Annotated in this window: 18 protein-coding genes and 1 tRNA gene; 14 read left to right on the top strand and 5 right to left on the bottom strand. The window is 71.3% G+C overall.

All coding sequences use genetic code 11. The features are described from left to right. Window positions 1-55: 55 nt before the first annotated feature. Window positions 56-616, bottom strand: coding sequence for a 5-formyltetrahydrofolate cyclo-ligase (locus tag AC07F0_RS01040; protein ID WP_478972565.1), 561 nt, complete (start codon window positions 614-616; stop codon window positions 56-58). A gap of 156 nt (window positions 617-772) precedes the next feature. Here AC07F0_RS01040 and galU point away from each other — a divergent pair, with 156 nt between their 5' ends. From galU to AC07F0_RS01005, 7 genes are all read left to right on the top strand, one after another. After that, complete coding sequence (gene galU / locus AC07F0_RS01035) at window positions 773-1,699, top strand: UTP--glucose-1-phosphate uridylyltransferase GalU (RefSeq protein WP_478972562.1); 927 nt, start codon at window positions 773-775, stop codon at window positions 1,697-1,699. Window positions 1,700-1,703: 4 nt separating this feature from the next. Next, the gene (glp, locus tag AC07F0_RS01030) at window positions 1,704-3,044 is read left to right on the top strand and encodes a molybdotransferase-like divisome protein Glp (protein ID WP_478972559.1); all 1,341 of its coding nucleotides are present in this window, start codon (window positions 1,704-1,706) and stop codon (window positions 3,042-3,044) included. 59 nt (window positions 3,045-3,103) lie between these two features. Further along, window positions 3,104-3,598, top strand: a complete 495-nt coding sequence (gene moaC, locus AC07F0_RS01025; protein WP_029180854.1) for a cyclic pyranopterin monophosphate synthase MoaC — start codon at window positions 3,104-3,106, stop codon at window positions 3,596-3,598. Continuing rightward, the gene (locus tag AC07F0_RS01020; protein WP_478972556.1) at window positions 3,595-4,095 is read left to right on the top strand and encodes a MogA/MoaB family molybdenum cofactor biosynthesis protein; all 501 of its coding nucleotides are present in this window, start codon (window positions 3,595-3,597) and stop codon (window positions 4,093-4,095) included. The genes moaC and AC07F0_RS01020 overlap by 4 nt, the downstream gene beginning before the upstream one ends. Window positions 4,096-4,118: 23 nt before the next feature. After that, a complete protein-coding gene (locus AC07F0_RS01015; RefSeq protein ID WP_478973552.1) occupies window positions 4,119-4,739 on the top strand; it encodes a GNAT family N-acetyltransferase in 621 nt (206 codons plus the stop codon). Between the two features lie 172 nt (window positions 4,740-4,911). Further along, window positions 4,912-6,120, top strand: coding sequence for a divisome protein SepX/GlpR (gene sepX / locus AC07F0_RS01010; RefSeq protein WP_478972553.1), 1,209 nt, complete (start codon window positions 4,912-4,914; stop codon window positions 6,118-6,120). Between the two features lie 83 nt (window positions 6,121-6,203). Further along, a tRNA-Ala gene (locus tag AC07F0_RS01005) sits at window positions 6,204-6,277 on the top strand. A 140-nt stretch (window positions 6,278-6,417) separates the two neighbouring features. On the opposite strand, the gene AC07F0_RS01000 is transcribed toward AC07F0_RS01005, so the two are convergent. Then, complete coding sequence (locus tag AC07F0_RS01000) at window positions 6,418-6,894, bottom strand: GNAT family N-acetyltransferase (protein ID WP_478972550.1); 477 nt, start codon at window positions 6,892-6,894, stop codon at window positions 6,418-6,420. A gap of 60 nt (window positions 6,895-6,954) precedes the next feature. On the opposite strand from AC07F0_RS01000, the gene AC07F0_RS00995 reads away from it, so the two are divergent. Then, window positions 6,955-7,770 carry an exodeoxyribonuclease III gene (locus AC07F0_RS00995; protein ID WP_478972547.1) on the top strand — a complete coding sequence of 272 codons (816 nt, stop codon included), beginning with the start codon at window positions 6,955-6,957 and terminating at the stop codon, window positions 7,768-7,770. On the opposite strand, the gene AC07F0_RS00990 is transcribed toward AC07F0_RS00995, so the two are convergent. Then, window positions 7,767-8,408 carry a MerR family transcriptional regulator gene (locus tag AC07F0_RS00990; protein WP_478972544.1) on the bottom strand — a complete coding sequence of 214 codons (642 nt, stop codon included), beginning with the start codon at window positions 8,406-8,408 and terminating at the stop codon, window positions 7,767-7,769. The genes AC07F0_RS00995 and AC07F0_RS00990 overlap by 4 nt on opposite strands. A 130-nt stretch (window positions 8,409-8,538) precedes the next feature. Here AC07F0_RS00990 and AC07F0_RS00985 point away from each other — a divergent pair, with 130 nt between their 5' ends. The 4 genes from AC07F0_RS00985 to AC07F0_RS00970 all read left to right on the top strand — a co-directional run bounded on the left by AC07F0_RS00985 (window position 8,539) and on the right by AC07F0_RS00970 (window position 12,161). Continuing rightward, a complete protein-coding gene (locus tag AC07F0_RS00985) occupies window positions 8,539-10,071 on the top strand; it encodes a flavin-containing monooxygenase (RefSeq protein ID WP_478972541.1) in 1,533 nt (510 codons plus the stop codon). Further along, window positions 10,068-11,003: an alpha/beta fold hydrolase gene (locus tag AC07F0_RS00980; RefSeq protein ID WP_478972538.1), complete on the top strand. Its 936-nt coding sequence runs from the start codon at window positions 10,068-10,070 to the stop codon at window positions 11,001-11,003. The genes AC07F0_RS00985 and AC07F0_RS00980 overlap by 4 nt, the downstream gene beginning before the upstream one ends. Then, window positions 11,000-11,884: an SDR family oxidoreductase gene (locus AC07F0_RS00975; RefSeq protein ID WP_478972535.1), complete on the top strand. Its 885-nt coding sequence runs from the start codon at window positions 11,000-11,002 to the stop codon at window positions 11,882-11,884. Before AC07F0_RS00980 ends, AC07F0_RS00975 begins: the two co-directional genes overlap by 4 nt. A gap of 76 nt (window positions 11,885-11,960) precedes the next feature. Beyond that, window positions 11,961-12,161 (top strand): hypothetical protein, encoded by a 201-nt coding sequence (locus AC07F0_RS00970; RefSeq protein WP_391078125.1) that lies wholly within the window; start codon window positions 11,961-11,963, stop codon window positions 12,159-12,161. A 73-nt stretch (window positions 12,162-12,234) separates the two neighbouring features. Here AC07F0_RS00970 and AC07F0_RS00965 read toward each other — a convergent pair whose 3' ends face one another. Continuing rightward, on the bottom strand, window positions 12,235-15,480 hold the full coding sequence (locus AC07F0_RS00965; RefSeq protein ID WP_478972532.1) for a S41 family peptidase: 3,246 nt from the start codon (window positions 15,478-15,480) through the stop codon (window positions 12,235-12,237). A 176-nt stretch (window positions 15,481-15,656) separates the two neighbouring features. On the opposite strand from AC07F0_RS00965, the gene AC07F0_RS00960 reads away from it, so the two are divergent. Both AC07F0_RS00960 and AC07F0_RS00955 read left to right on the top strand, forming a co-directional pair. Then, window positions 15,657-16,256 carry a TetR/AcrR family transcriptional regulator gene (locus AC07F0_RS00960; protein WP_478972529.1) on the top strand — a complete coding sequence of 200 codons (600 nt, stop codon included), beginning with the start codon at window positions 15,657-15,659 and terminating at the stop codon, window positions 16,254-16,256. Window positions 16,257-16,359: 103 nt separating this feature from the next. Beyond that, on the top strand, window positions 16,360-18,576 hold the full coding sequence (locus AC07F0_RS00955; protein WP_478972526.1) for an MMPL family transporter: 2,217 nt from the start codon (window positions 16,360-16,362) through the stop codon (window positions 18,574-18,576). 79 nt (window positions 18,577-18,655) lie between these two features. Here the strand turns inward: AC07F0_RS00955 and AC07F0_RS00950 are convergent, their stop codons facing one another. Next, on the bottom strand, window positions 18,656-19,795 hold the full coding sequence (locus AC07F0_RS00950) for a glutathione-independent formaldehyde dehydrogenase (RefSeq protein WP_478972523.1): 1,140 nt from the start codon (window positions 19,793-19,795) through the stop codon (window positions 18,656-18,658). Between the last annotated feature and the right edge of the window lie 32 nt (window positions 19,796-19,827).

The following is a 19,827-nucleotide window of genomic DNA, read 5'->3' as shown; positions in this document are numbered from 1 at the left end:
TGACACCGGAAACCGAAAGCGGCCCTCCACGCGTGCGTGGCGGGCCGCTTTCGCGTCAGGTCTCCGGCCCGAACCGCCGCACCCCCGACGGCGTCACCACCGCGTGCACCGGCCGGTCGTGCGGCTCCCCGGGGACGTGCTCGACCACCTCCGAGTCGTACAGCAGCACCACCAGCGCGGGATGCGCACCCGCCCGCTCCAGCCGCGCCAGCACACGGTCGTACGAGCCTCCGCCGCGTCCCAGCCGCATGCCGCGCGCGTCGACCGCCAGCCCCGGCAGCAGCACGGCGTCGGCGGTGGTCACGGCGTCCGGCCCGAGGCGCTCGCCGGCGGGCTCGAAGAGGGCCATCCTGCCGCCGTGTTGGACGCGCGCGAGCGAGCCCTCGCCCTCGTAGACGCCCCAGTCCAGGTCGTTGTCGGGCAGCAGGACCGGCAGCAGGACGCGTACGCCCCGGGCGCGCAGCGCGTCCAGGAGCGCGGGCGTCCCCGGTTCGCTCCCCACGGAGACGTACGCCGCCACCGTCCCGGCCCGCGCCAACTCGGGCAGCTCCAGTGCCCGCCCGGCCAGCGCGGCGGACGTTTCCCGCAGGTCATCCGCCGTCAACCTGTTCCTCATCGCGAGGAACTCCAGCCGCAAACTCCGCTTGTCAGGCTCGCCCGGACGTCCGATGTGACTCAAAGGTTGCTCCCGTACCGTTGCAATACGCTCATATGAGCGCCTATGAACCGGAGCCGCAGATTCCATGCAAAGGCACCGGATAAGGTGGCGGGCATGACTCAGTCGCACCCTCGGATCAGCAAGGCTGTCATTCCAGCAGCAGGCCTCGGTACCCGGTTCCTGCCGGCCACCAAAGCCACTCCCAAGGAGATGCTGCCGGTCGTCGACAAGCCGGCGATCCAGTACGTGGTCGAGGAGGCCGTCGCCGCGGGTCTCGACGACGTCCTCATGGTGACGGGTCGCAACAAGCGCCCCCTCGAGGACCACTTCGACCGCAACTACGAGCTGGAGTCGGCGCTTCAGAAGAAGGGCGACGCCGGCCGCCTCGCCAAGGTGCAGGAGTCGAGCGACCTCGCGACGATGCACTACGTCCGCCAGGGCGACCCCAAGGGCCTCGGACACGCCGTCCTGTGCGCCGCCCCGCACGTGGGTGACGAGCCCTTCGCCGTCCTCCTCGGCGACGACCTCATCGACCCCCGCGACCCCCTGCTCCAGCGCATGGTCGAGGTCCAGGAGCAGCGCGGCGGCAGCGTCATCGCGCTCATGGAGGTCGCCCCGGAGCAGATCCACCTCTACGGCTGCGCGGCCGTCGAGACCACCGAGGACAGCGACGTCGTCAAGGTCAGCGGCCTGGTCGAGAAGCCCGACCCGGCCGACGCCCCGTCCAACTACGCGATCATCGGCCGGTACGTCCTCGACCCGCACATCTTCGACATACTGCGCAAGACCCAGCCGGGCCGCGGCGGCGAGATCCAGCTCACGGACGCGCTCCAGCAGCTCGCCGAGACGCATGCATCAGCGGCTACCGCCGCGGGGACCATCGGCGGCCCGGTGCACGGCGTCGTCTTCAAGGGCCGCCGCTATGACACCGGCGACCGCGGCGACTACCTGCGTGCCATTGTCCGACTCGCGTGCGAACGTGAAGACCTGGGCCCGGACTTCCGGACCTGGCTTCGCAGTTACGTAGCCGAGGAGATGTAGCACGTTGAGCAGCGCCGCGACCCGCGTCACCGGCCAGGACCACTCCGGCCCCGACCACCTGTGGTCGGTGGAGGAGCACCTGGAGGACATCCTCGCCACCGTCCGTCCCCTGGAACCCATCGAGCTGCATCTGCTCGACGCCCAGGGCTGCGTCCTCGTCGAGGACGTCACGGTGCCGGTGTCCCTGCCGCCCTTCGACAACAGCTCGATGGACGGATACGCGGTACGTGTCGCGGACGTGGCGGGAGCGAGCGAGGAGTTCCCGGCGGCCCTGGAGGTCGTCGGGGACGTCGCCGCAGGCCAGGCCGAGCTGCTCCACGTGGGCCCCGGCCAGGCCGCCCGCATCATGACCGGCGCCCCGCTGCCGCCCGGCGCCGAGACGGTCGTGCCCGTCGAGTGGACCGACGGCGGGCTCGGCGAGGGCCCGGTGCGCGGCATGCGCGCCCGCAGCCTCGGCCCCGAGGGTGCCACGGGGCACGTGCAGGTGTACCGCCCGGCCGAGGCCCGCGCGCACGTGCGCGCGAAAGGCAGTGACGTGAAGGCCGGCGACCGCGCCCTGGAGGCCGGCACGATCCTCGGCCCGCCCCAGATCGCCCTGCTCGCCGCGATCGGCCGCGGCACGGTCCGGGTGCGCCCGCGCCCGCGCGTGGTGGTGCTCTCCACCGGCAGCGAACTCGTCCAGCCCGACACGGAACTGGGCGCCGGTCAGATCTACGACTCCAACAGCTTCGCCCTCACCGCCGCCGCCCGCGACGCCGGTGCCATCGCCTACCGCGTGGGCGCCGTCGCCGACGACGCCGAGACGCTGCGCTCCACCATCGAGGACCAGCTGGTCCGCGCCGACCTGGTGGTCACCACGGGCGGGGTGAGCGTCGGGGCGTACGACGTCGTCAAGGAGGCGCTGTCCCACGTCGCCGACGCGGACGAGGCGGGCAGCGGCATCGAGTTCCGCAAGCTCGCCATGCAGCCCGGCAAGCCCCAGGGCTTCGGCTCCATCGGCCCCGACCACACGCCGCTGCTGGCGCTGCCCGGCAACCCGGTGTCGTCGTACGTCTCCTTCGAACTGTTCGTCCGCCCCGCCATCCGTGCCCTGATGGGCCTGGCGGACGTCCACCGGCCGGTGACCCGGGCGACCCTGACCGCTGACAAGACGCTGACCTCGCCGAAGGGCCGCCGCCAGTTCCTGCGCGGCACGTACGCCGACGGCCGGGTCACCCCGGTCGGCGGCGCCGGATCCCACCTGATCGCGGCCCTCGCCCACGCCGACGCGCTGATCGTCGTCCCCGAGGACACCGAGTCCGTCGAGCCCGGCACCGAGGTCGAGGTGGTCCTGCTCGGCCGATAGGCGCTGGTTGGGGGTACCGTGTCGCGCACAGCAGGCCCGGACCGGGAGCGCCACACAGCATGAGCATGCAGGACCCCCCTACGCAGGACCGCCTGACGCACATCGACGAGGCGGGTGCCGCCCGCATGGTCGACGTGTCCGAGAAGGACGTGACCGCCCGCACCGCCCGTGCCAGCGGACGCGTCCTCGTCTCGCCCCGCGTGATCGAACTGCTGCGAGGCGAGGGCGTCCCCAAGGGCGACGCCCTCGCGACCGCGCGGATCGCCGGGATCATGGGCGCCAAACGCACCCCGGACCTGATCCCGCTCTGTCACCCCTTGTCGGTGTCCGGTGTGAAACTGGACCTGTCGGTCGCGGACGACGCGGTGGAGATCCTGGCCACCGTGAAGACGACGGACCGCACGGGCGTCGAGATGGAGGCCCTCACCGCGGTCTCCGTCGCCGCGCTCACCGTGATCGACATGGTCAAGGCGGTCGACAAGGGAGCGGTCATCACGGACGTACGGGTGGAGGAGAAGACGGGCGGCAAGTCGGGCGACTGGAGCCGGGCATGAGCTATCGCGCTCTCGTCGTCACCGCCTCCAACCGGGCCGCCGCCGGTATCTACGAGGACAAGGGCGGTCCGCTGATCGCGCATGGCCTGAGGGGTTTCGGCTTCGAGGTCGACGGCCCCCAGGTGGTCCCCGACGGCGACCCCGTGGAGGCGGCCCTGCGCGCCGGTGTCGAGACCGGCTACGACGTCATCGTCACCACCGGCGGCACGGGCATCTCGCCCACCGACCGCACCCCCGAGGCGACGCGCCGGGTGATCGACCACGAGGTGCCGGGCATCGCCGAGGCCATCCGGGCCTTCGGCCGGGAGAAGGTGCCGACCGCGGCGCTCTCCCGGGGCCTGGCCGGAGTGGCGGGCGGCACGCTGATCGTCAACCTGCCGGGCTCCAGCGGCGGCGTGAAGGACGGCCTGGCGGTCCTGGAGCCGCTGCTGGTCCACGCCGTCGAGCAGCTCCGCGGCGGTGACCACCCCAGACCCGGCAGTGGGGGTGCGAGCTGAACAGCCCATCCTGGCCCGTCGAGCTGGTGGACGGCGATGTCGTCCTCAGGCCGATAAAGCTGCGCGACCAGCGGGCGTGGCGCGAGGTCAACCGGCGCAACCGCGACTGGCTGCGCCCCTGGGAGGCGACCATTCCGCCGCCCACGCCCGGCGGGCCGCTGGCGCACCGCCCGACCTTCCGCCAGATGGTCCGCCACCTGAGGTCTGAGGCGAACGCGGGCCGGATGCTGCCCTTCGTCATCGAGTACCAGGGGCGGCTGGTGGGGCAGTTGACCGTGGCCGGAATCACCTGGGGCTCGATGTGCTCCGGGCATGTCGGCTACTGGGTGGACGAGGCGGTGGCCGGCCGGGGCGTGATGCCGACGGCGGTGGCGCTCGTCGTGGACCACTGTTTCCGCACGGTCGGGCTGCACCGCATCGAGGTCTGCATTCGCCCCGAGAACGGGCCGAGCCGCCGGGTCGTGGAGAAACTCGGATTCCGCGAGGAGGGGCTCAGGCCGCGGTATCTCCACATCGACGGGGCCTGGCGCGACCACCTCGTCTTCGCGCTCACGGCGGAAGAGGTGCCGGACGGGTTGCTGAGGCGCTGGCACCGGGCACGATCGCAGAGTAATCCGGGAATCCGGCACCACCCCGGAAATTGAATATGTGTTCGAAATTGATCGACTGATGACCATCTTGGGGCATTGAATTCCTGGCGTGGGCGGTCTGCTGATCGCATCGGTCGCAAAAAAAGTTAGAAATATCAGCCAGATCGTGCGACACACCGGCTCAATTGGCAGATGGCCTCACGCAAACCCCTCTACCGTGTGAGGCGTGAGCAGCAGCGGCCTCATCTACGCAGTCATTGTCGGGGCCTGGGCCGCCTACTTGGTGCCGATGTGGCTCCGTAGGCAGGACGAGCTGAACGAGGCCCGTCCGACGGAACGCTTCAGCACCGCCATCCGGCTTCTGTCCGGAAAGGCGGCCATGGAGCGCCGGTACGCCAAGGACCTGCGGGCGCGCTCCGCCGAGGAGGGGGAGCAGGACGCCGACGACCTGGACGCCGTCACCGACTCGGTGGACGTCCGGGCCTTCGCCGTGTCCAAGACGCGTCCGCAGACCCAGGTGCCCGTACCGTCGCCCGCCCCCGAGCAGCCGGCCCGCCCGGCACCCGGACAGGACCGGGCGAGCGCCGAACGCGGCCGGGGCCAGATGCCCGCCGCCCGGCGCGGTGCGGCCCCCCGGGCGAACAAGACGAACCAGGCGAACCAGGCGGCCGCAGCGCGGGCCCGGCGCTCGAAGGTGCTCGCCCGCCGTCGGCGCACCACCACCATGCTGTTCCTCGCCTTCACCCTGGGTGCGATCGTGGCCGCGGTCGGGGGCCTCGCGTTCCTGTGGGCGCCCGGGGTGCCCGCCGTCATGCTCAGCGTGTACATCGCGTACCTGCGCTCCCAGGAGCGCCGCCGCTTCACCTACCAGATGGACCGCCGCCGGGCCGAGGTCGCGGCCCAGCAGCTGCGGGAGCGCCAGCGGCAGCCCCGCCGGCACGCCGCCACCGACGAAGCGGCCGACGAACCGGAGGCGGGACCCGAGCCGGCGACCGACCCCGGCCTGTCGGCCCTCGCGGCGGACCGGCGCGCACTCGTCGAGCAGACCGACCACGCCGAGTGGGTCGACCAGCAGCGCGAGCGGCAGCGGCGCCCGGGACAGGGCGACAGCTGGGAGCCGGTGCCGGTACCCCTGCCGACCTATGTGACCGCACCCGTCGCGCCCCGGGCCACCAGCGACGTGGACCTCACGGCGCCCGACACCTGGAGCTCGGCGCGGTCGAGCACCGTCACCCCCGATCACGAGGACGCCCCGGCCCCTGCCGACAGCGCGGACCCCGGCGAGGCGGAGGCCCGCACGGAGGAGAGGGCGGACGGCGGCGGCCGCGGTGACGCCCGCCGTGCGGCCTCCGCACGGCGGGCCCGGGAGCGCGGGCGCACCCCGCTGTTCGACCAGTACGAGGACGGGGACCGGCCCCGGGCCGCCAACGAGTAGCCCCGCGAAGCCGCAGGTGACCGCCCCTCGGGAACGGATTTCCAAGCAGGCCGATCGGGGTGCTAAAGTTTCACTCGTTGCAAGGGCCTGTGGCGCAGTCCGGTAGCGCACCTCGTTCGCATCGAGGGGGCCAGGGGTTCAAATCCCCTCAGGTCCACGCAGCTCAGAGCCCGGTCGGGAAACCGACCGGGCTCTGACGTATGTTCAGCACCACATGCTTGCCCAAGCTTGGTCTCGCCGTGGATCTTCTTGACGATCTCACCTCGAGGCGAGCGCTGAGCCCCCGTCAGCCAGGGATCAGAGTCGCTTCGCGAAGCACCGGCTCGACTCGTGGTGCCGGTAATAGCCGAACTTGGCGCACGGCTCGTAGCCGCTGGACGTGTACAGGGCTATGGCCTCCGGCTGCTTGAGGCCCGTCTCCAGGACCATGCGGATGCGGCCGGCCGTGCGGGCGTCCTCCTCCAGGGCGGCCAGGATGCGGCGGGCGAGGCCCCGGCCGCGCAGCTGCTCGATCACGTACATCCGCTTGACCTCGGCGTCGCCGTCCAGGTTGCCTTCGTCGTTCGCGTCCTGGGAGCGCCAGGCGCCCGAGGCGACGGGGGTGCCGAGCTCGTCGTACGCGACCAGGTAGATGCCGTTCGGCGGGTCGAAGTCCGTGGCGGCCATGGGCGTGGCATCGCCGTCGTCGCCGTAGCGGACGGCGTACTCGGCCTGGACCTCGTCGTTCAGCTTCACGGCGTCGGGGTGGTCGAAGGAGACCCGGCGTATCTGCATGACGGCTACCGTATTCGATCCGGAACTGGACGCCGTCCAGTGTGCCGGTATCGTGCCGGGGTGCTCACTGTGACCTCTGTGAATGTGAACGGGCTGCGTGCCGCCGCGAAGAAGGGTTTCGTGGAGTGGCTCGCGCAGACCGATGCCGACGTGCTGTGTCTCCAGGAGGTGCGGGCCGAGCCGGAGCAGTTGCCCGAGCACGTCCGGGACCCCGAGGGCTGGCACGTGGTGCACGCGCCGGCCGCCGCGAAGGGGCGGGCCGGGGTGTCCCTCTACAGCCGGCGTGAGCCCGACCGGGTCCAGGTCGGGTTCGGGTCGTCCGAGTTCGACGGCAGCGGGCGGTATGTGGAGGCCGATCTGCCGGGAGTCACCGTCGCCTCCCTGTATCTGCCCTCGGGTGAGGTCGGGACCGAGCGGCAGGACGAGAAGGAGCGCTTCATGGGCGAGTTCCTCGCCCATCTGAAGGGGCTCCGGGAGCGGGCCGCCGCCGAGGGGCGCGAGGTGCTCGTCTGCGGCGACTGGAACATCGCCCACCAGCGGGCCGACCTGAAGAACTGGCGCGGCAACACCAAGAGCTCCGGGTTCCTGCCCGAGGAGCGGGAGTGGCTGTCCCAGGTCTTCGATCCCGCGGACGGCGGGTACGTCGACGTCGTACGCGCCCTGCACCCGGACACCGAGGGGCCGTACTCGTGGTGGTCGTACCGCGGGCGGGCCTTCGACAACGACACCGGCTGGCGGATCGACTATCACGTGGCCACCCCGGGTCTCGCCGGGCGGGCGGTCAAGGGATTCGTGGAGCGGGCCGCCACGCACGCGGAGCGGTGGTCCGACCATGCGCCGGTGACCGTCGTCTACGACCGTCAGGACACGGCCTAAGACCTGCGCATCCTGCGGTCCATCGCCAGGGACAGTTCCGCCTCCACCACGCTGCGGGCCAGCGGGCGCAGGCGGGGCAGGTCGTCCTCCGAGGCGTGGCGCAGGACCAGGCCGGTGAAGAGTTCGGCCAGGGCGTCGGCGTGGGTGCGAACCTGTTTGGCCGCGCGGAGGACCTCGGCGAGGGGGATGCCCTCGCGGACCAGGGCCGAGGAGACGTCCAGGAGGCGGCGGCTGATGTGGACGATCTCGTCGCCGTCGGTGCCGAGGTAGCCGAGCTCCATGGCGGCGGCGAGGTTCTCGGGGGTCGCCTCGCCCGCGAAGTGGTCGGCGAGCTCCTCGGGGGTGAGGTGCACCGGCTCCTCCTCCGTGGGGGCGCCGACGCCGAGCAGGTCGCCGACGTCCCGGCCGTGGTCGAAGGCCTCCGCCAGCTCCGCGATGCCGCTGAGGGTGTGGCCGCGTTCCAGCAGGGCCGTGATCGTGCGCAGGCGATTGAGGTGATGGTCGTCGTACCAGGCGATACGGCCCTCGCGGCGAGGCGGCGGGATCAGCTTGCGTTCGCGGTAGAAGCGCAGGGTGCGCACCGTGATCCCGGCCAGGCGGGCCAGCTCTTCCATGCGGTATTCACGCTTCTCGGCCACCTGGGCACCTTAAGGCGTACCGAGGGTAGCTTTCCTCGGCCGCCCCCTACCCATCAGTACGTGACTGCCCTACTCTCCCATTGCGCCAGTGTTCACTGGCATGGTTCTCGTGGTGTGTGGAGGTGTCGGCATGGGCGAACGCGAACACGAACGCGAGCATGTGCGGGTCGCGGTGGTCGGGTCCGGGTTCGGCGGGCTGGGGGCCGCCGTGCGGCTGCGCCGTGAGGGCGTCACCGACTTCGTCGTGCTGGAGCGGGCGAGCAGCGTCGGCGGGACCTGGCGGGACAACAGCTACCCGGGGTGCGCGTGTGACGTGCCGTCGCATCTGTACTCGTTCTCCTTCGCGCCCAACCCCGACTGGCCGCGCACCTTCTCCGGGCAGGAACACATCCGCGCCTACCTGGAGCACGTGACGGACACCTTCCGGCTGCGGCCGCACATCCGCTTCGACTCGGAGGTGAAGCGGATGACGTGGAACGCCGAGCGGCTGTGCTGGGACATCGAGACCAGCAGCGGGAGCCTGTCGGCGGACATCGTCGTCTCCGCCACCGGGCCGCTGTCCGACCCGAAGGTCCCGGACATCCCCGGGCTGGACTCCTTCCCGGGCAAGGTCTTCCACTCGGCCCGCTGGGACCACGGCTACGACCTGCGCGGCAAGCGCGTCGCGATGGTGGGGACGGGGGCCTCGGCCATCCAGATCGTGCCGGCCATCCAGCCCGACGTGTCGCGGCTCACGCTCTTCCAGCGCACCCCGCCGTGGGTGCTGCCCCGCGTCGACCGGGCCATCAGCGACGCCGAGCGGTGGCTCCACCGGCAGCTGCCCTTCACCTCGCAGCTGCGCCGCGGACTGCTGTGGGGCATCCGGGAGGTGCAGGTCCAGGCGTTCACCAAGCGGCCGAACGAACTCGGTTTCGTCGAGCGGCTGGCCAAGCGCAACATGGCCCGCGCCGTCAAGGACCCGGCGCTGCGGGCGAAGCTCACCCCCGACTACCGCATCGGCTGCAAGCGGATCCTGCTGTCCAGCGAGTACTACCCGGCGCTCGCGCAGCCGAATGTGGACGTCGTCGCGAGCGGGCTGACCGAGGTCCGCGGATCGACCCTCGTCGCCGCCGACGGCAGCGAGGCCGAGGCGGACGCGATCGTCTTCGGCACCGGGTTCCGCGTCACCGACATGCCCATCGCCGAGCGGGTCGTGGGCGCCGACGGACGGACCCTCGCCGAGAGCTGGAAGGGCGGCATGGAGGCCCTGCGCGGCGCCTCCGCCGCAGGTTTCCCGAACTGGATGACGATCATCGGGCCCAACACCGGCCTCGGGAACTCCTCGATGATCCTCATGATCGAGTCCCAGCTGAACTACCTGGCCGACTTCGTCCGACAGGTCGACGTCCTCGGCGGCCGGGTCGCCCTCGACGCCCGGCCGAGCGCCGTGCGTGCCTGGAACCACCGGGTGCAGGAGCGCATGAAGCGGACCGTGTGGAACACCGGCGGCTGCACCAGCTGGTACCTCGACGCGAGCGGCCGCAACACCACCATCTGGCCCGGCACGACAGCCGAGTTCCGGCAGGCGACGCGGCGGGTGGACCTCGCGGAGTACGACGTCCTGCGGGCTCCCGTGACGGAGACCGAGAAGGCTGCTGAACAGAAGGCCGGGGTGCACGCGTGAGCCGCCTCCTGTCCGTCGACTCCGGGCGCTACGCCCCGCCCGCCCCCGCGCGCGAACTGACCGCCGTCTCCGCCGACGGCGCCCGGCTGCACGTCGAGACCCACGGGCCCGACGGAGCCCCCGCCGTCGTCCTCGCCCACGGCTGGACCTGCTCCACCGCCTTCTGGGCGGCCCAGATACGCGACCTCGCCGCCGACCACCGGGTCATCGCCTACGACCAGCGCGGCCACGGACGCAGCCCCGCGAGCCCCGCGTGCACCACCGATGCCCTCGCCGACGATCTGGAAGCCGTGCTCGAAGCCACCCTCGCGCCCGGCGAACAGGCCGTGATCGCCGGGCACTCCATGGGCGGCATGACCGTGATGGCGACCTCCGGGAGAACCGCCTTCCGCGAGCACGCCGCCGCCGTCCTGCTGTGCAGCACGGGCAGTTCGCAGCTGGTCGTGGCCTCCACCGTCGTACCCCTCCGGCCCGGGCGGCTGCGGACCTGGCTGACCCGGCGGATCCTCGGCTCCCGGGCGCCGCTCGGCCCGGTCACGCCCCTGGCCCGCCGGATCCTCAAGTACGGGACGATGGGCCCGGGTTCGGCCCCGGACATGGTCGAGGCCTGCGCCCGCATCGTGCACGCCTGCCCCCGCAAGGTCCGCTACGCCTGGTCGCACGTGCTGGACCTGCTCGACCTGGACCACGGCGTACGGGAGCTGGACGTCCCCACGGCCGTGGTGGCCGGTACGGCGGACCGGCTCACGCCGCCGGTGCACGCCCGGGCCCTGGCCGCCGCGCTGCCGCACTGCACCGCTCTCACCGAGCTGCCCGGCATCGGCCACATGACGCCCATCGAGGCGCCCGAGCTGGTCACCGGCAAGATACGTGAACTCGTCCGGGCACACATCCAGGCACACATCCAGGTCGTATCCGAGGAGAGCGCATGAGCAGGGTGAGCCTCGAAGGCAGGGTCGCCGTGGTGACCGGGGCGGCGCGCGGCGTCGGGGAGTTGCTGGCCCGCAAGCTCTCCGCGCGCGGTGTGAGGGTGGCGCTGGTCGGACTCGAACCGGACGCGCTCAAGGAGGTCTCCGGGCGGCTGCACAGCGACAGCGACCACTGGCACGCCGACGTCACCGACCACGAGGCGATGGCCCGGGTCGCGCAGGAGGTCATGGAGCGCTTCGGCCGGGTCGACATCGTCGTCGCCAACGCCGGTGTCGCCACGGGCGGTCCGTTCGTCGACTCCGACCCGGTGTCCTGGCGGCGGGTGATTGAGGTCAACCTGATCGGTTCCGCGGTGACGGCCCGCGCCTTCCTGCCGCCGCTGCTGGAGAGCCGGGGTTATCTGCTGCAGATCGCGTCCCTCGCGGCGATCACCCCGGCGCCGATGATGACCGCGTACTGCGCGTCCAAGTCCGGTGTGGAGGCGTACGCGCACAGTCTGCGCGCCGAGGTCGGGCACCGGGGTGTGAAGGTCGGCGTCGGCTACCTGTCGTGGACCGACACCGACATGGTGCGCGGGGCCGACCAGGACGACGTCATGCGGGAGTTGAGGCAGCGGCTGCCCTGGCCGTCCAACAAGACCTACCCGCTGGGCCCGGCGGTGGACCGGCTCGTGGCCGGGATCGAGAGCCGGTCGAGCCATGTCTACGGGCAGTGGTGGCTGCGCGGCATGCAGGGCGTGCGCGGATATCTGCCCGGGATCATCGGGACGGTGGGCCAGCGCGAGATGCGGCGGTTCGCGGACCGGCTGACCGGCATGCGCACGGGCCTGGTCGGGGCGGGCGGAGCGGCCGATGAACAGCAGAGGACTACGCTCCGTAAATGATCGACATGCGCAGCGTCACGGGCCGTGTGAATCTGGTCGAGCCAGATCCCCTCACCCCCAACGGGAGTGAACCCACATGGGTATGAAGGACCAGTTCCAGGAGAAGTCCGAGCAGTGGCAGAACCAGGCCAAGCAGAAGGCCGACCAGGCCCGTGAGCAGATGCAGGGCCGCGGTCGCCGGCGTGACGAGGACATGGACCCCTCGCAGCCCTCGCAGCGCGAGCGTGAGCGGGAGCGCGAGCAGGAGGACCGCTTCGACCAGGACTACGACGCCTGACGTTGCGTGCTGAAGGGAAGGGGTGCCTCGCGCGGGGCGCCCCTTCCTCACGTCCGGGACCCTCGGGCCGTCCTCACGCCCTGGGCGGCAGCTTCGGACGGGAGCGGTCCGGTACGTCGCTGTAGGTCGGCGGTTTCGCCGGCGGGTTGGTCTCCAGCAGCCCGAGCGCCAGCTCCACCGCGTCGGTCAGCTGGGCGTGGCGGCCCTCCGCCCAGTCCAGCGGGGTGCGCAGGACGTCGATGTCGGGGGCGACGCCCTTGTTCTCCACCGACCAGCCGTAGGCGTCGAACCAGGCCGCGTTCATCGGCACCGTGATGACCGTGCCGTCCCCCAGCTCGTGCCGGCCGGTCATGCCGACCACACCGCCCCAGGTCCGCTGTCCCACCACGGGGCCCAGCTTCAGCAGCTTGAACGCGGCGGTGATCATGTCGCCGTCGGAGGAGGTCGCCTCGTCGGCCAGGGCCACCACCGGGCCCCGCGGCGCGTTCGAGGTGTACGACACGGGCTGGGCGTCGCGGGTGAGATCCCAGCCCAGGATCGTGCGGCTCAGCGTCTCGATGACCAGCTCGCTGATGTGGCCGCCCGCGTTGCCGCGCACGTCCACGATCAGCGCGGGCCGCGACACCTCCATGCGCAGATCGCGGTTGAACTGCGCCCAGCCCGAACCCCCCATGTCCGGGATGTGCAGATACCCGCATCGCCCGCCGCTCAACTCCCGTACCACCGTCCGGCGTTTGGCCACCCAGTCCTGGTAGCGCAACGGCCGTTCGTCGACGAGCGGGACGACGGCGACCCGCCGGGGCGGTCCCGTGCTCTCCGCGGCGGAGAAGGTCAGCTCCACCGTCGTACCGCCCGCGCCCGCCAGCAGCGGATACGGGCCCGCGTCCGGATCCACCGGGCGGCCGTCGACGTGGGTCAGGATCGCCCCCTCGCGGATGCCCGTACCGGCCAGCGGGGAGCGGGCCTTGGAGTCGGAGGAGTCGCCGGGCAGGATCCGCTTGACCATCCAGCCGCCGTCCCGGCGTACGAAGTTGGCGCCCAGCAGACCCTGCCGGCGCTGGTAGTGCGGCGGGCCCTCGTTGCGCCGGGCGGCGGTGACGTAGGCGTGGGAGGTGCCCAGCTCCCCCAGCACCTCGCGCAGCAGGTCGGCGAACTCGTCCGGGGAGGCGACCCGTTCGACCAGCGGACGGTACTGGTCCAGCACCCCGTCCCAGTCGATGCCGCACATGCCGGGCTCCCAGAAGTACGCCCGGATCAGCCGCCCGGCCTCCTCGTACGCCTGCCGCCACTCCGCCTCCGGGTCGACCACGTGCAGGATGCGGCGCGCGTCGATCCACACCGTCGTGTCCAGGTCGCCGGGCTCGGTCGCGGGCACCGCGCGCAGCTCGCCCTCGTCGACGATCACCAGCCGCGTGCCGTCGCCGCTGACCGCGAAGAAGTCCAGGTGCACGGCGAGTTCGGACTTCTTGGCCTTGGTGATGCCGAAGTGCTCCAGGGTCGGGCGGCCGCTGGTGTCGTCCGGGTTCGCGAACGTCTCGCCCAGCGCCCCCGAGATCGGCCAGCGCAGCCACACCAACCCGCCGCCGGCCACCGGGTGCAGTGCCGAGTACTTGGAGGCGGCCACCGGGAACGGCGTGACCCGGTTCTCCAGCCCCTCGACCTCGACGGTCACCGCCCCGTTGTCCCCGTTCTCATCGTCCTCCACCGGATCCAGGCCCCCGGCGGCCGGGCGGCCCTCCGGGTTCAGCGCGAACGGGGAGGGCGTCGCGGAGGACAGCGGCACGAGATACGGGCGGCAGCCCAGCGGGAAGGACAGGTCGCCGGTGTGCACGTCGTAGACGGGGTCGAAGCCGCGCCAGGAGAGGAAGGCGAGGTAGCGGCCGTCGCGCGTGAAGACCGGGTTCTCGTCCTCGAAACGGCCGTTGGTGACGTCGACGATGAACGTGTCCCCTTCTGCCGTTCCGGCGAGGCGGGCCATCTTGATCTGCCGCAGGGTCCGCCCGATCCCCGGATGCGACCAGGTCAGCCATGCCCCGTCCGGGGAGAACGCGAGGTCGCGCACGGGCCCGTTGATCGACCGGATCAACTCGGTGACCTCCCCGTCGGACTCCTCGGCCACGTCCACGAGCAGCAGTCGCCCGTCGTGCGAGGCGACCGCCAGCCGCTCGCCCTCCGGATCCGACACCAGTTCGCGCACCCGGCCCAGTCCGCCCGAGGCCAGCCGCCTCGGCCCGCGGTCGCCGCTCGCCCGGGGCAGGGAGGCGATCTCGATCGCGTCCTCGCCCTCGGCGTCCGTCACGTACGCCACCCGCCCGCTCGCGCCCAGCATCTCCGGCATCCGCACCCGGACACCCGGGGTGTCGGTGAGGGTGCGGGCCGGCCCGTCCCGGTGGGTGAGCCAGTACAGGCTGCCGCGCACGACGACCGCGCTGGCCCGCCCGGTCTCGTCGACCGAGATGCCGTCGACGTGCTGCGCCGCGGGCACCTGGTACGGGCGCCGCCCCGCGCGCGGCCCGCTCAGCCGTACGTCGAGCCGGCGCGGCTCGGAGTCCGGTGACAGATCGTCGACCAGCCACAGGTCGCCCGCGCACTGGTACACCACCCGGGTGCCGTCGCTGGCGGCGTGCCGGGCGTAGAAGGCGTCGTGATCGGTGTGCCGGCGCAGGTCCGAGCCGTCGTAGGCACACGAGTAGAGGTTGCCGACGCCCTCGTGGTCGGAGAGGAAGGCGATCCTGCCGCCGGCGAACATGGGGGAGTGCAGATGGCCGCCGAGGCCTTCGAGCAGCCGTTCGCCGTGCAGCCACAGCCTGCCCATGGCCCCGCCCCGGTAGCGCTTCCAGGCGGCCGGTTCGTGCGGCGGGGTGCCGGTGAGGAGGAGCGACTTGCGCTCCCCGTCCAGATCGGCGACCTGGATGTCGGCGACCGGCCCCCAGGGCAGCTTGCGGCCCGGGTCGCCGTCCGGGGAGACCTTGTACGCCCAGGTGAAGTACGAGAAGGGCTCGCCGTGCGAGGCCACGGCCAGGATCTCGCCGTCCGGAGTCCAGCCGCAGACCCGGGTGTCGGGGCTGCCCCAGTGGCTCACCTGTCGGGCCGGGCCGCCGTCCACCGGCGCGAGATGGACCTCGGGCACCAGGCTGCGCCAGCTCGTGTACGCGAGGTGCCGTCCGTCGGGCGAGAAGCGGGGGTGGCCCACCTTGGTGCGGTCGACGGTGAGCCGCCAGGCGCGGCCGGGGCCGTCCAGCGGGGCGAGCCAGAGGTCGTCCTCGGCCACGAAGCAGAGCAGGTCGTCATGGAGATGAGGCAGACGCAGATAGGTCACGTCTTCATGCTTTGCCGGGGGACGGAGTGCAGCAAGTTCAGGCAAAGCGGACCGCTGTCATGGCCGGGGCCGCGGTCGTGACCCAGGACACGTACGAAACGGTTTCGTTTCGTAAGGGCGTGCGCTATCTTCGTGGTGTACGAAACCGTGTCGTTCGGAGCAGGAAGGTGAGCGAGATGGCTGAGGTCGCCGCCGCGCGTCGCAGTCGGATCACCCCCGAGCGTGAGGCCGAGCTGTACGCGGCCGTGCTCGACCTGCTCCGCGAGGTCGGCTACGACGCCCTCACCATGGACGCCGTGGCCGCCCGCACGCGGTCCAGCAAGGCGACGCTCTACCGCCAGTGGGGCGGCAAGCCGGAGCTGGTGGCGAAGGCGATCCGGCACAACAAGCCGGGCAGCGTCGCCGACATCGACACGGGATCCCTGCGGGGCGACCTGCACGCCCTCACCTCGCGTGAGGACGACTGCACCATGCAGCAGAACGCCGCGCTGATGCGCGGTCTGTTCATGGCGGTCCACAGCAACCCGGACCTGCTCCAGGCCTTCAAGGAACTGCTCATCGAGCCCGAGATGGAGGAGTTCCACCGGGTGGTGCAAAGAGCAGTCGACCGCGGTGAGGTCGAGGCCGGCCGCCCGGCGCTGGACTACATCGTGCACATGCTCGTCGGCGCCTTCGCCACGCGCACCCTGATCGATGACCAGCCACCCACGCAGGCGTTCCTCACCTCGTACATCGACGCCGTGGTCCTCCCCGCCCTCGGCATTCCCGTCGACTGACAAACCCCCTCAGCACATCCCCACCTGACGTCACCGCTCACGTCGTCGGGCTGATCAGCCCTGCCCAGAACCGACCCCACGACCTGACCGGGAGTACGCCCTCGTGGCCACATTCCTCTACAAACTCGGCCGGATCTCCTTCCGGCGGCGGCATTTCGTCGCCCTGATATGGGTGGCCCTGCTGACCCTCGCCGGTGCCGGCGCGGCCGGCGCACCCGCCGCGGGCAACAGTTCCTTCTCCATCCCCGGCACCGAGGCGCAGAAGGCCTTCGACCTGCTGGAACAGCGTTTCCCCGGCGCGAGCGCCGACGGAGCCACCGCACGCGTCGTCTTCAAGGCGCCGAGCGGCGAGAAGATGACCGACCCCGGCAACAAGGCGACCGTCCAGGAAACCGTCAAGGAACTCTCCGACGGCTCCGAGGTCGTCCGCGTCACCGACCCGTACCGGGCGAGGGCCGTCAGCAAGGACGGCACGGTCGCGTACGCGCAGGTGTCCTACAAGGTCTCCGGGATGGAGCTGGAGGACTCCTCCCGCGACGCCCTGGAGGACTCCGCGCAGGACGCCCGCAAGGCCGGGCTGACCGTCGAGATCGGCGGTGACGCGCTCCAGACGGTCCCGCACACCGGCACCACCGAGATCATCGGCATCGCGGTCGCCGCCGTCGTCCTCGTCATCACCTTCGGCTCGCTGGTCGCGGCCGGTCTGCCGCTGCTGACGGCGCTCGTCGGCGTGGGCATCGGCGTCTCGACGATCACGGCGCTGGCCAGCGCGCTGGACCTGGGCTCGACGACCTCCACCCTGGCGATGATGATCGGCCTGGCGGTCGGCATCGACTACGCGCTGTTCATCGTCTCCCGCTACCGCGCGGAACTGGCCGAGGGCCGTGACCGCGAGGAGGCGGCGGGCCGGGCCGTCGGCACGGCGGGCTCCGCGGTGGTCTTCGCGGGCCTCACGGTCGTGATCGCCCTGGTGGGCCTGTCCGTCGTCAACATCCCGATGCTGACGAAGATGGGCGTCGCGGCGGCGGGCACCGTGGCCGTCGCGGTGCTGATCGCACTGACCATGATCCCGGCGCTGCTCGGGTACGCCGGCCGGAGGGTGAAGCCGGCGGGGGAGAAGGGCAGGCTGCTCGGCCGGGCGAAGAAGCAGGACGGGCAGGACGAGCCGGCCAAGCCGAACCTGGGCACGCGCTGGGCGAGCTTCGTCGTCCGCCGCCCGGTCGCGGTGCTGCTGCTCGGCGTCCTCGGCCTCGGCGCGGCGGCCGTCCCGGCGGCGAGCCTGGAACTGGGCCTGCCGGACGACGGCGCCCAGCCCACGTCCACGACGCAGCGCCGCGCCTACGACCTCCTCTCCGAGGGCTTCGGGCCCGGCTTCAACGGCCCGCTGATGGTCGTGGTCGACGCCAAGGACAGCGACGACCCGAAGGCGGCCTTCACACAGGTCGGCGACGAGATCAAGGGCCTCGAGGACGTCGTCACGGTGACGCCGCCGGCGCCCAACAAGGCCGGTGACACGGCGACGATCACCGTCATCCCGGACTCCAAGCCGTCATCGGTCGCGACGGAGGACCTGGTCCACTCCATCCGCGGCAAGGGCGCCGGGATCAAGGCCGACTCGGACGCGAACGTGCTGGTCACGGGGCAGACGGCGATGAACATCGACGTCAGCGAGAAGCTCAACGACGCCCTGATCCCCTACCTGGTGCTGGTGGTCGGCCTGGCCTTCCTCCTGCTGATCGTGGTGTTCCGCTCGATCCTGGTCCCCCTGAAGGCGGCCCTCGGCTTCCTCCTGTCGGTGATGGCGGCCCTCGGCGCCGTGGTCGCGGTCTTCCAGTGGGGCTGGCTGGCGGACCTGATGGGCGTCGAGCAGACCGGCCCGGTCATGTCGATGATGCCGATCTTCATGGTGGGCGTGGTCTTCGGCCTGGCGATGGACTACGAGGTCTTCCTGGTGACCCGGATGCGCGAGGCCTATGTCCACGGCGAGAAGGCCGGCCAGGCGATCGTGACGGGCTTCCGGTACGGCGCCCGGGTGGTGACGGCCGCGGCGGTCATCATGATGGCGGTCTTCGCCGGCTTCATCGGCTCGTCCGAGTCGATGGTCAAGATGATCGGCTTCGGCCTCGCGATCGCGGTCTTCTTCGACGCGTTCGTCGTCCGCATGGCCATCGTCCCGGCCGTCCTGGCCCTCCTCGGCCGCAAGGCCTGGTGGCTGCCGAAGTGGCTGGACCGGGCACTGCCCAACGTGGATGTCGAGGGCGAAGGCCTGCGCGCGGACACCGACCGCGAGGATCAGGACAGGGAGCCGGCACGCGCCTGACCGCACCCCGAAAGACCGGCCGGTGAGGGCCCCGTGGGACGGGGAGCCCTCACCGGCTCTGCTTTCTCATGCGTGTTTCTCAGGCGTGCGGGTGGAGGACGACCTTGGTGTAACCCTCGACGCGCTTGTCGAACTTCTCGTACGCCGTCGGCGCCTGGTCGAGAGGAAGCTCGTGCGAGACGACGAAGCTCGGCTTCGCGCGGTCCTCGATGATCAGGTCACGCAGGTGGCGGTTGTACCGCTTGACGTTGCACTGGCCGGTGCCCATGCGGAGCCCCTTCTCGAAGAGGCGCCCGATGGAGACCATCAGCATGCCCTGCTTCGCCTGCTCGTCCGGCCCGCCGGGATCACGCGGGACGTAGAGGCCGGGCACGCCGAGCGCGCCCGTCGGCCGGACCGTCTCGACGAGCGCGTTCAGCACGGTCGCCGGTTCCTCGCGGTCCTCGCCCTGCGCCTGCGCCTGGTAGCCGACGGCGTCGATGCCCTTGTCCGTGCCCTGGCCGTCGGTCTGCTCCTTGATCTGCTCCGCCGGGCTGCCCTGGGTGAAGTCGACCGGCACGGCACCGATCTCCCGCGCCTTCTCCAGCCGCTCAGCCACCCGGTCGACCACGAACACCTTGCTCGCGCCGCGCAGCATCGCGGAGTAGGCGGCCATGAGCCCGACCGGTCCGCCGCCGTAGACGGCGACGCTGTCACCGGGACGCACGTCGGCCAGTTCGTTGCCGTGGTAGCCGGTCGGGAAGATGTCCGCGAGCAGGACGAAGTCGGTCTCCTTCTCGGTGCCCTCGGGAAGCTTGAGGCAGTTGAAGTCGGCGTACGGCACGCGCACGTACTCCGCCTGGCCTCCCACATAGGGCCCCATCGCGACATAGCCGTAGGCGCCGCCGGCGAAGCCCGGGTTCACGGTCAGGCAGAAGCCCGTGAAGCCGGCCGTACAGTTCTTGCAGAAGCCGCATGCCACATTGAAGGGCATCACCACCCGGTCGCCGCGGCTGAGCGAGGTGACGCCCTCTCCCGTCTCCTCGACGACCCCGAGGTTCTCGTGGCCGAACACGATCCCCGGTTCCGCGGCGGTACGGCCCTCGTACATGTGCAGGTCCGAGCCGCAGATGGCGGTCGAGGTGACACGGACGATCACATCGTTCGGGTGCTGGATCCGTGGGTCCTCCACTTGCTCTATCGCTACCTCGAAGGGGCCTTTGTACACGACAGCCCTCATCGTCACGCACCTCCAACTGTGCCGTGGGTCAT

It is taken from the genome of Streptomyces sp. NPDC045955, assembly GCF_056430805.1.
The sequence above is the reverse complement of the archived record's forward strand: the minus strand, read 5'-3'. Positions and strand labels throughout refer to the sequence as shown.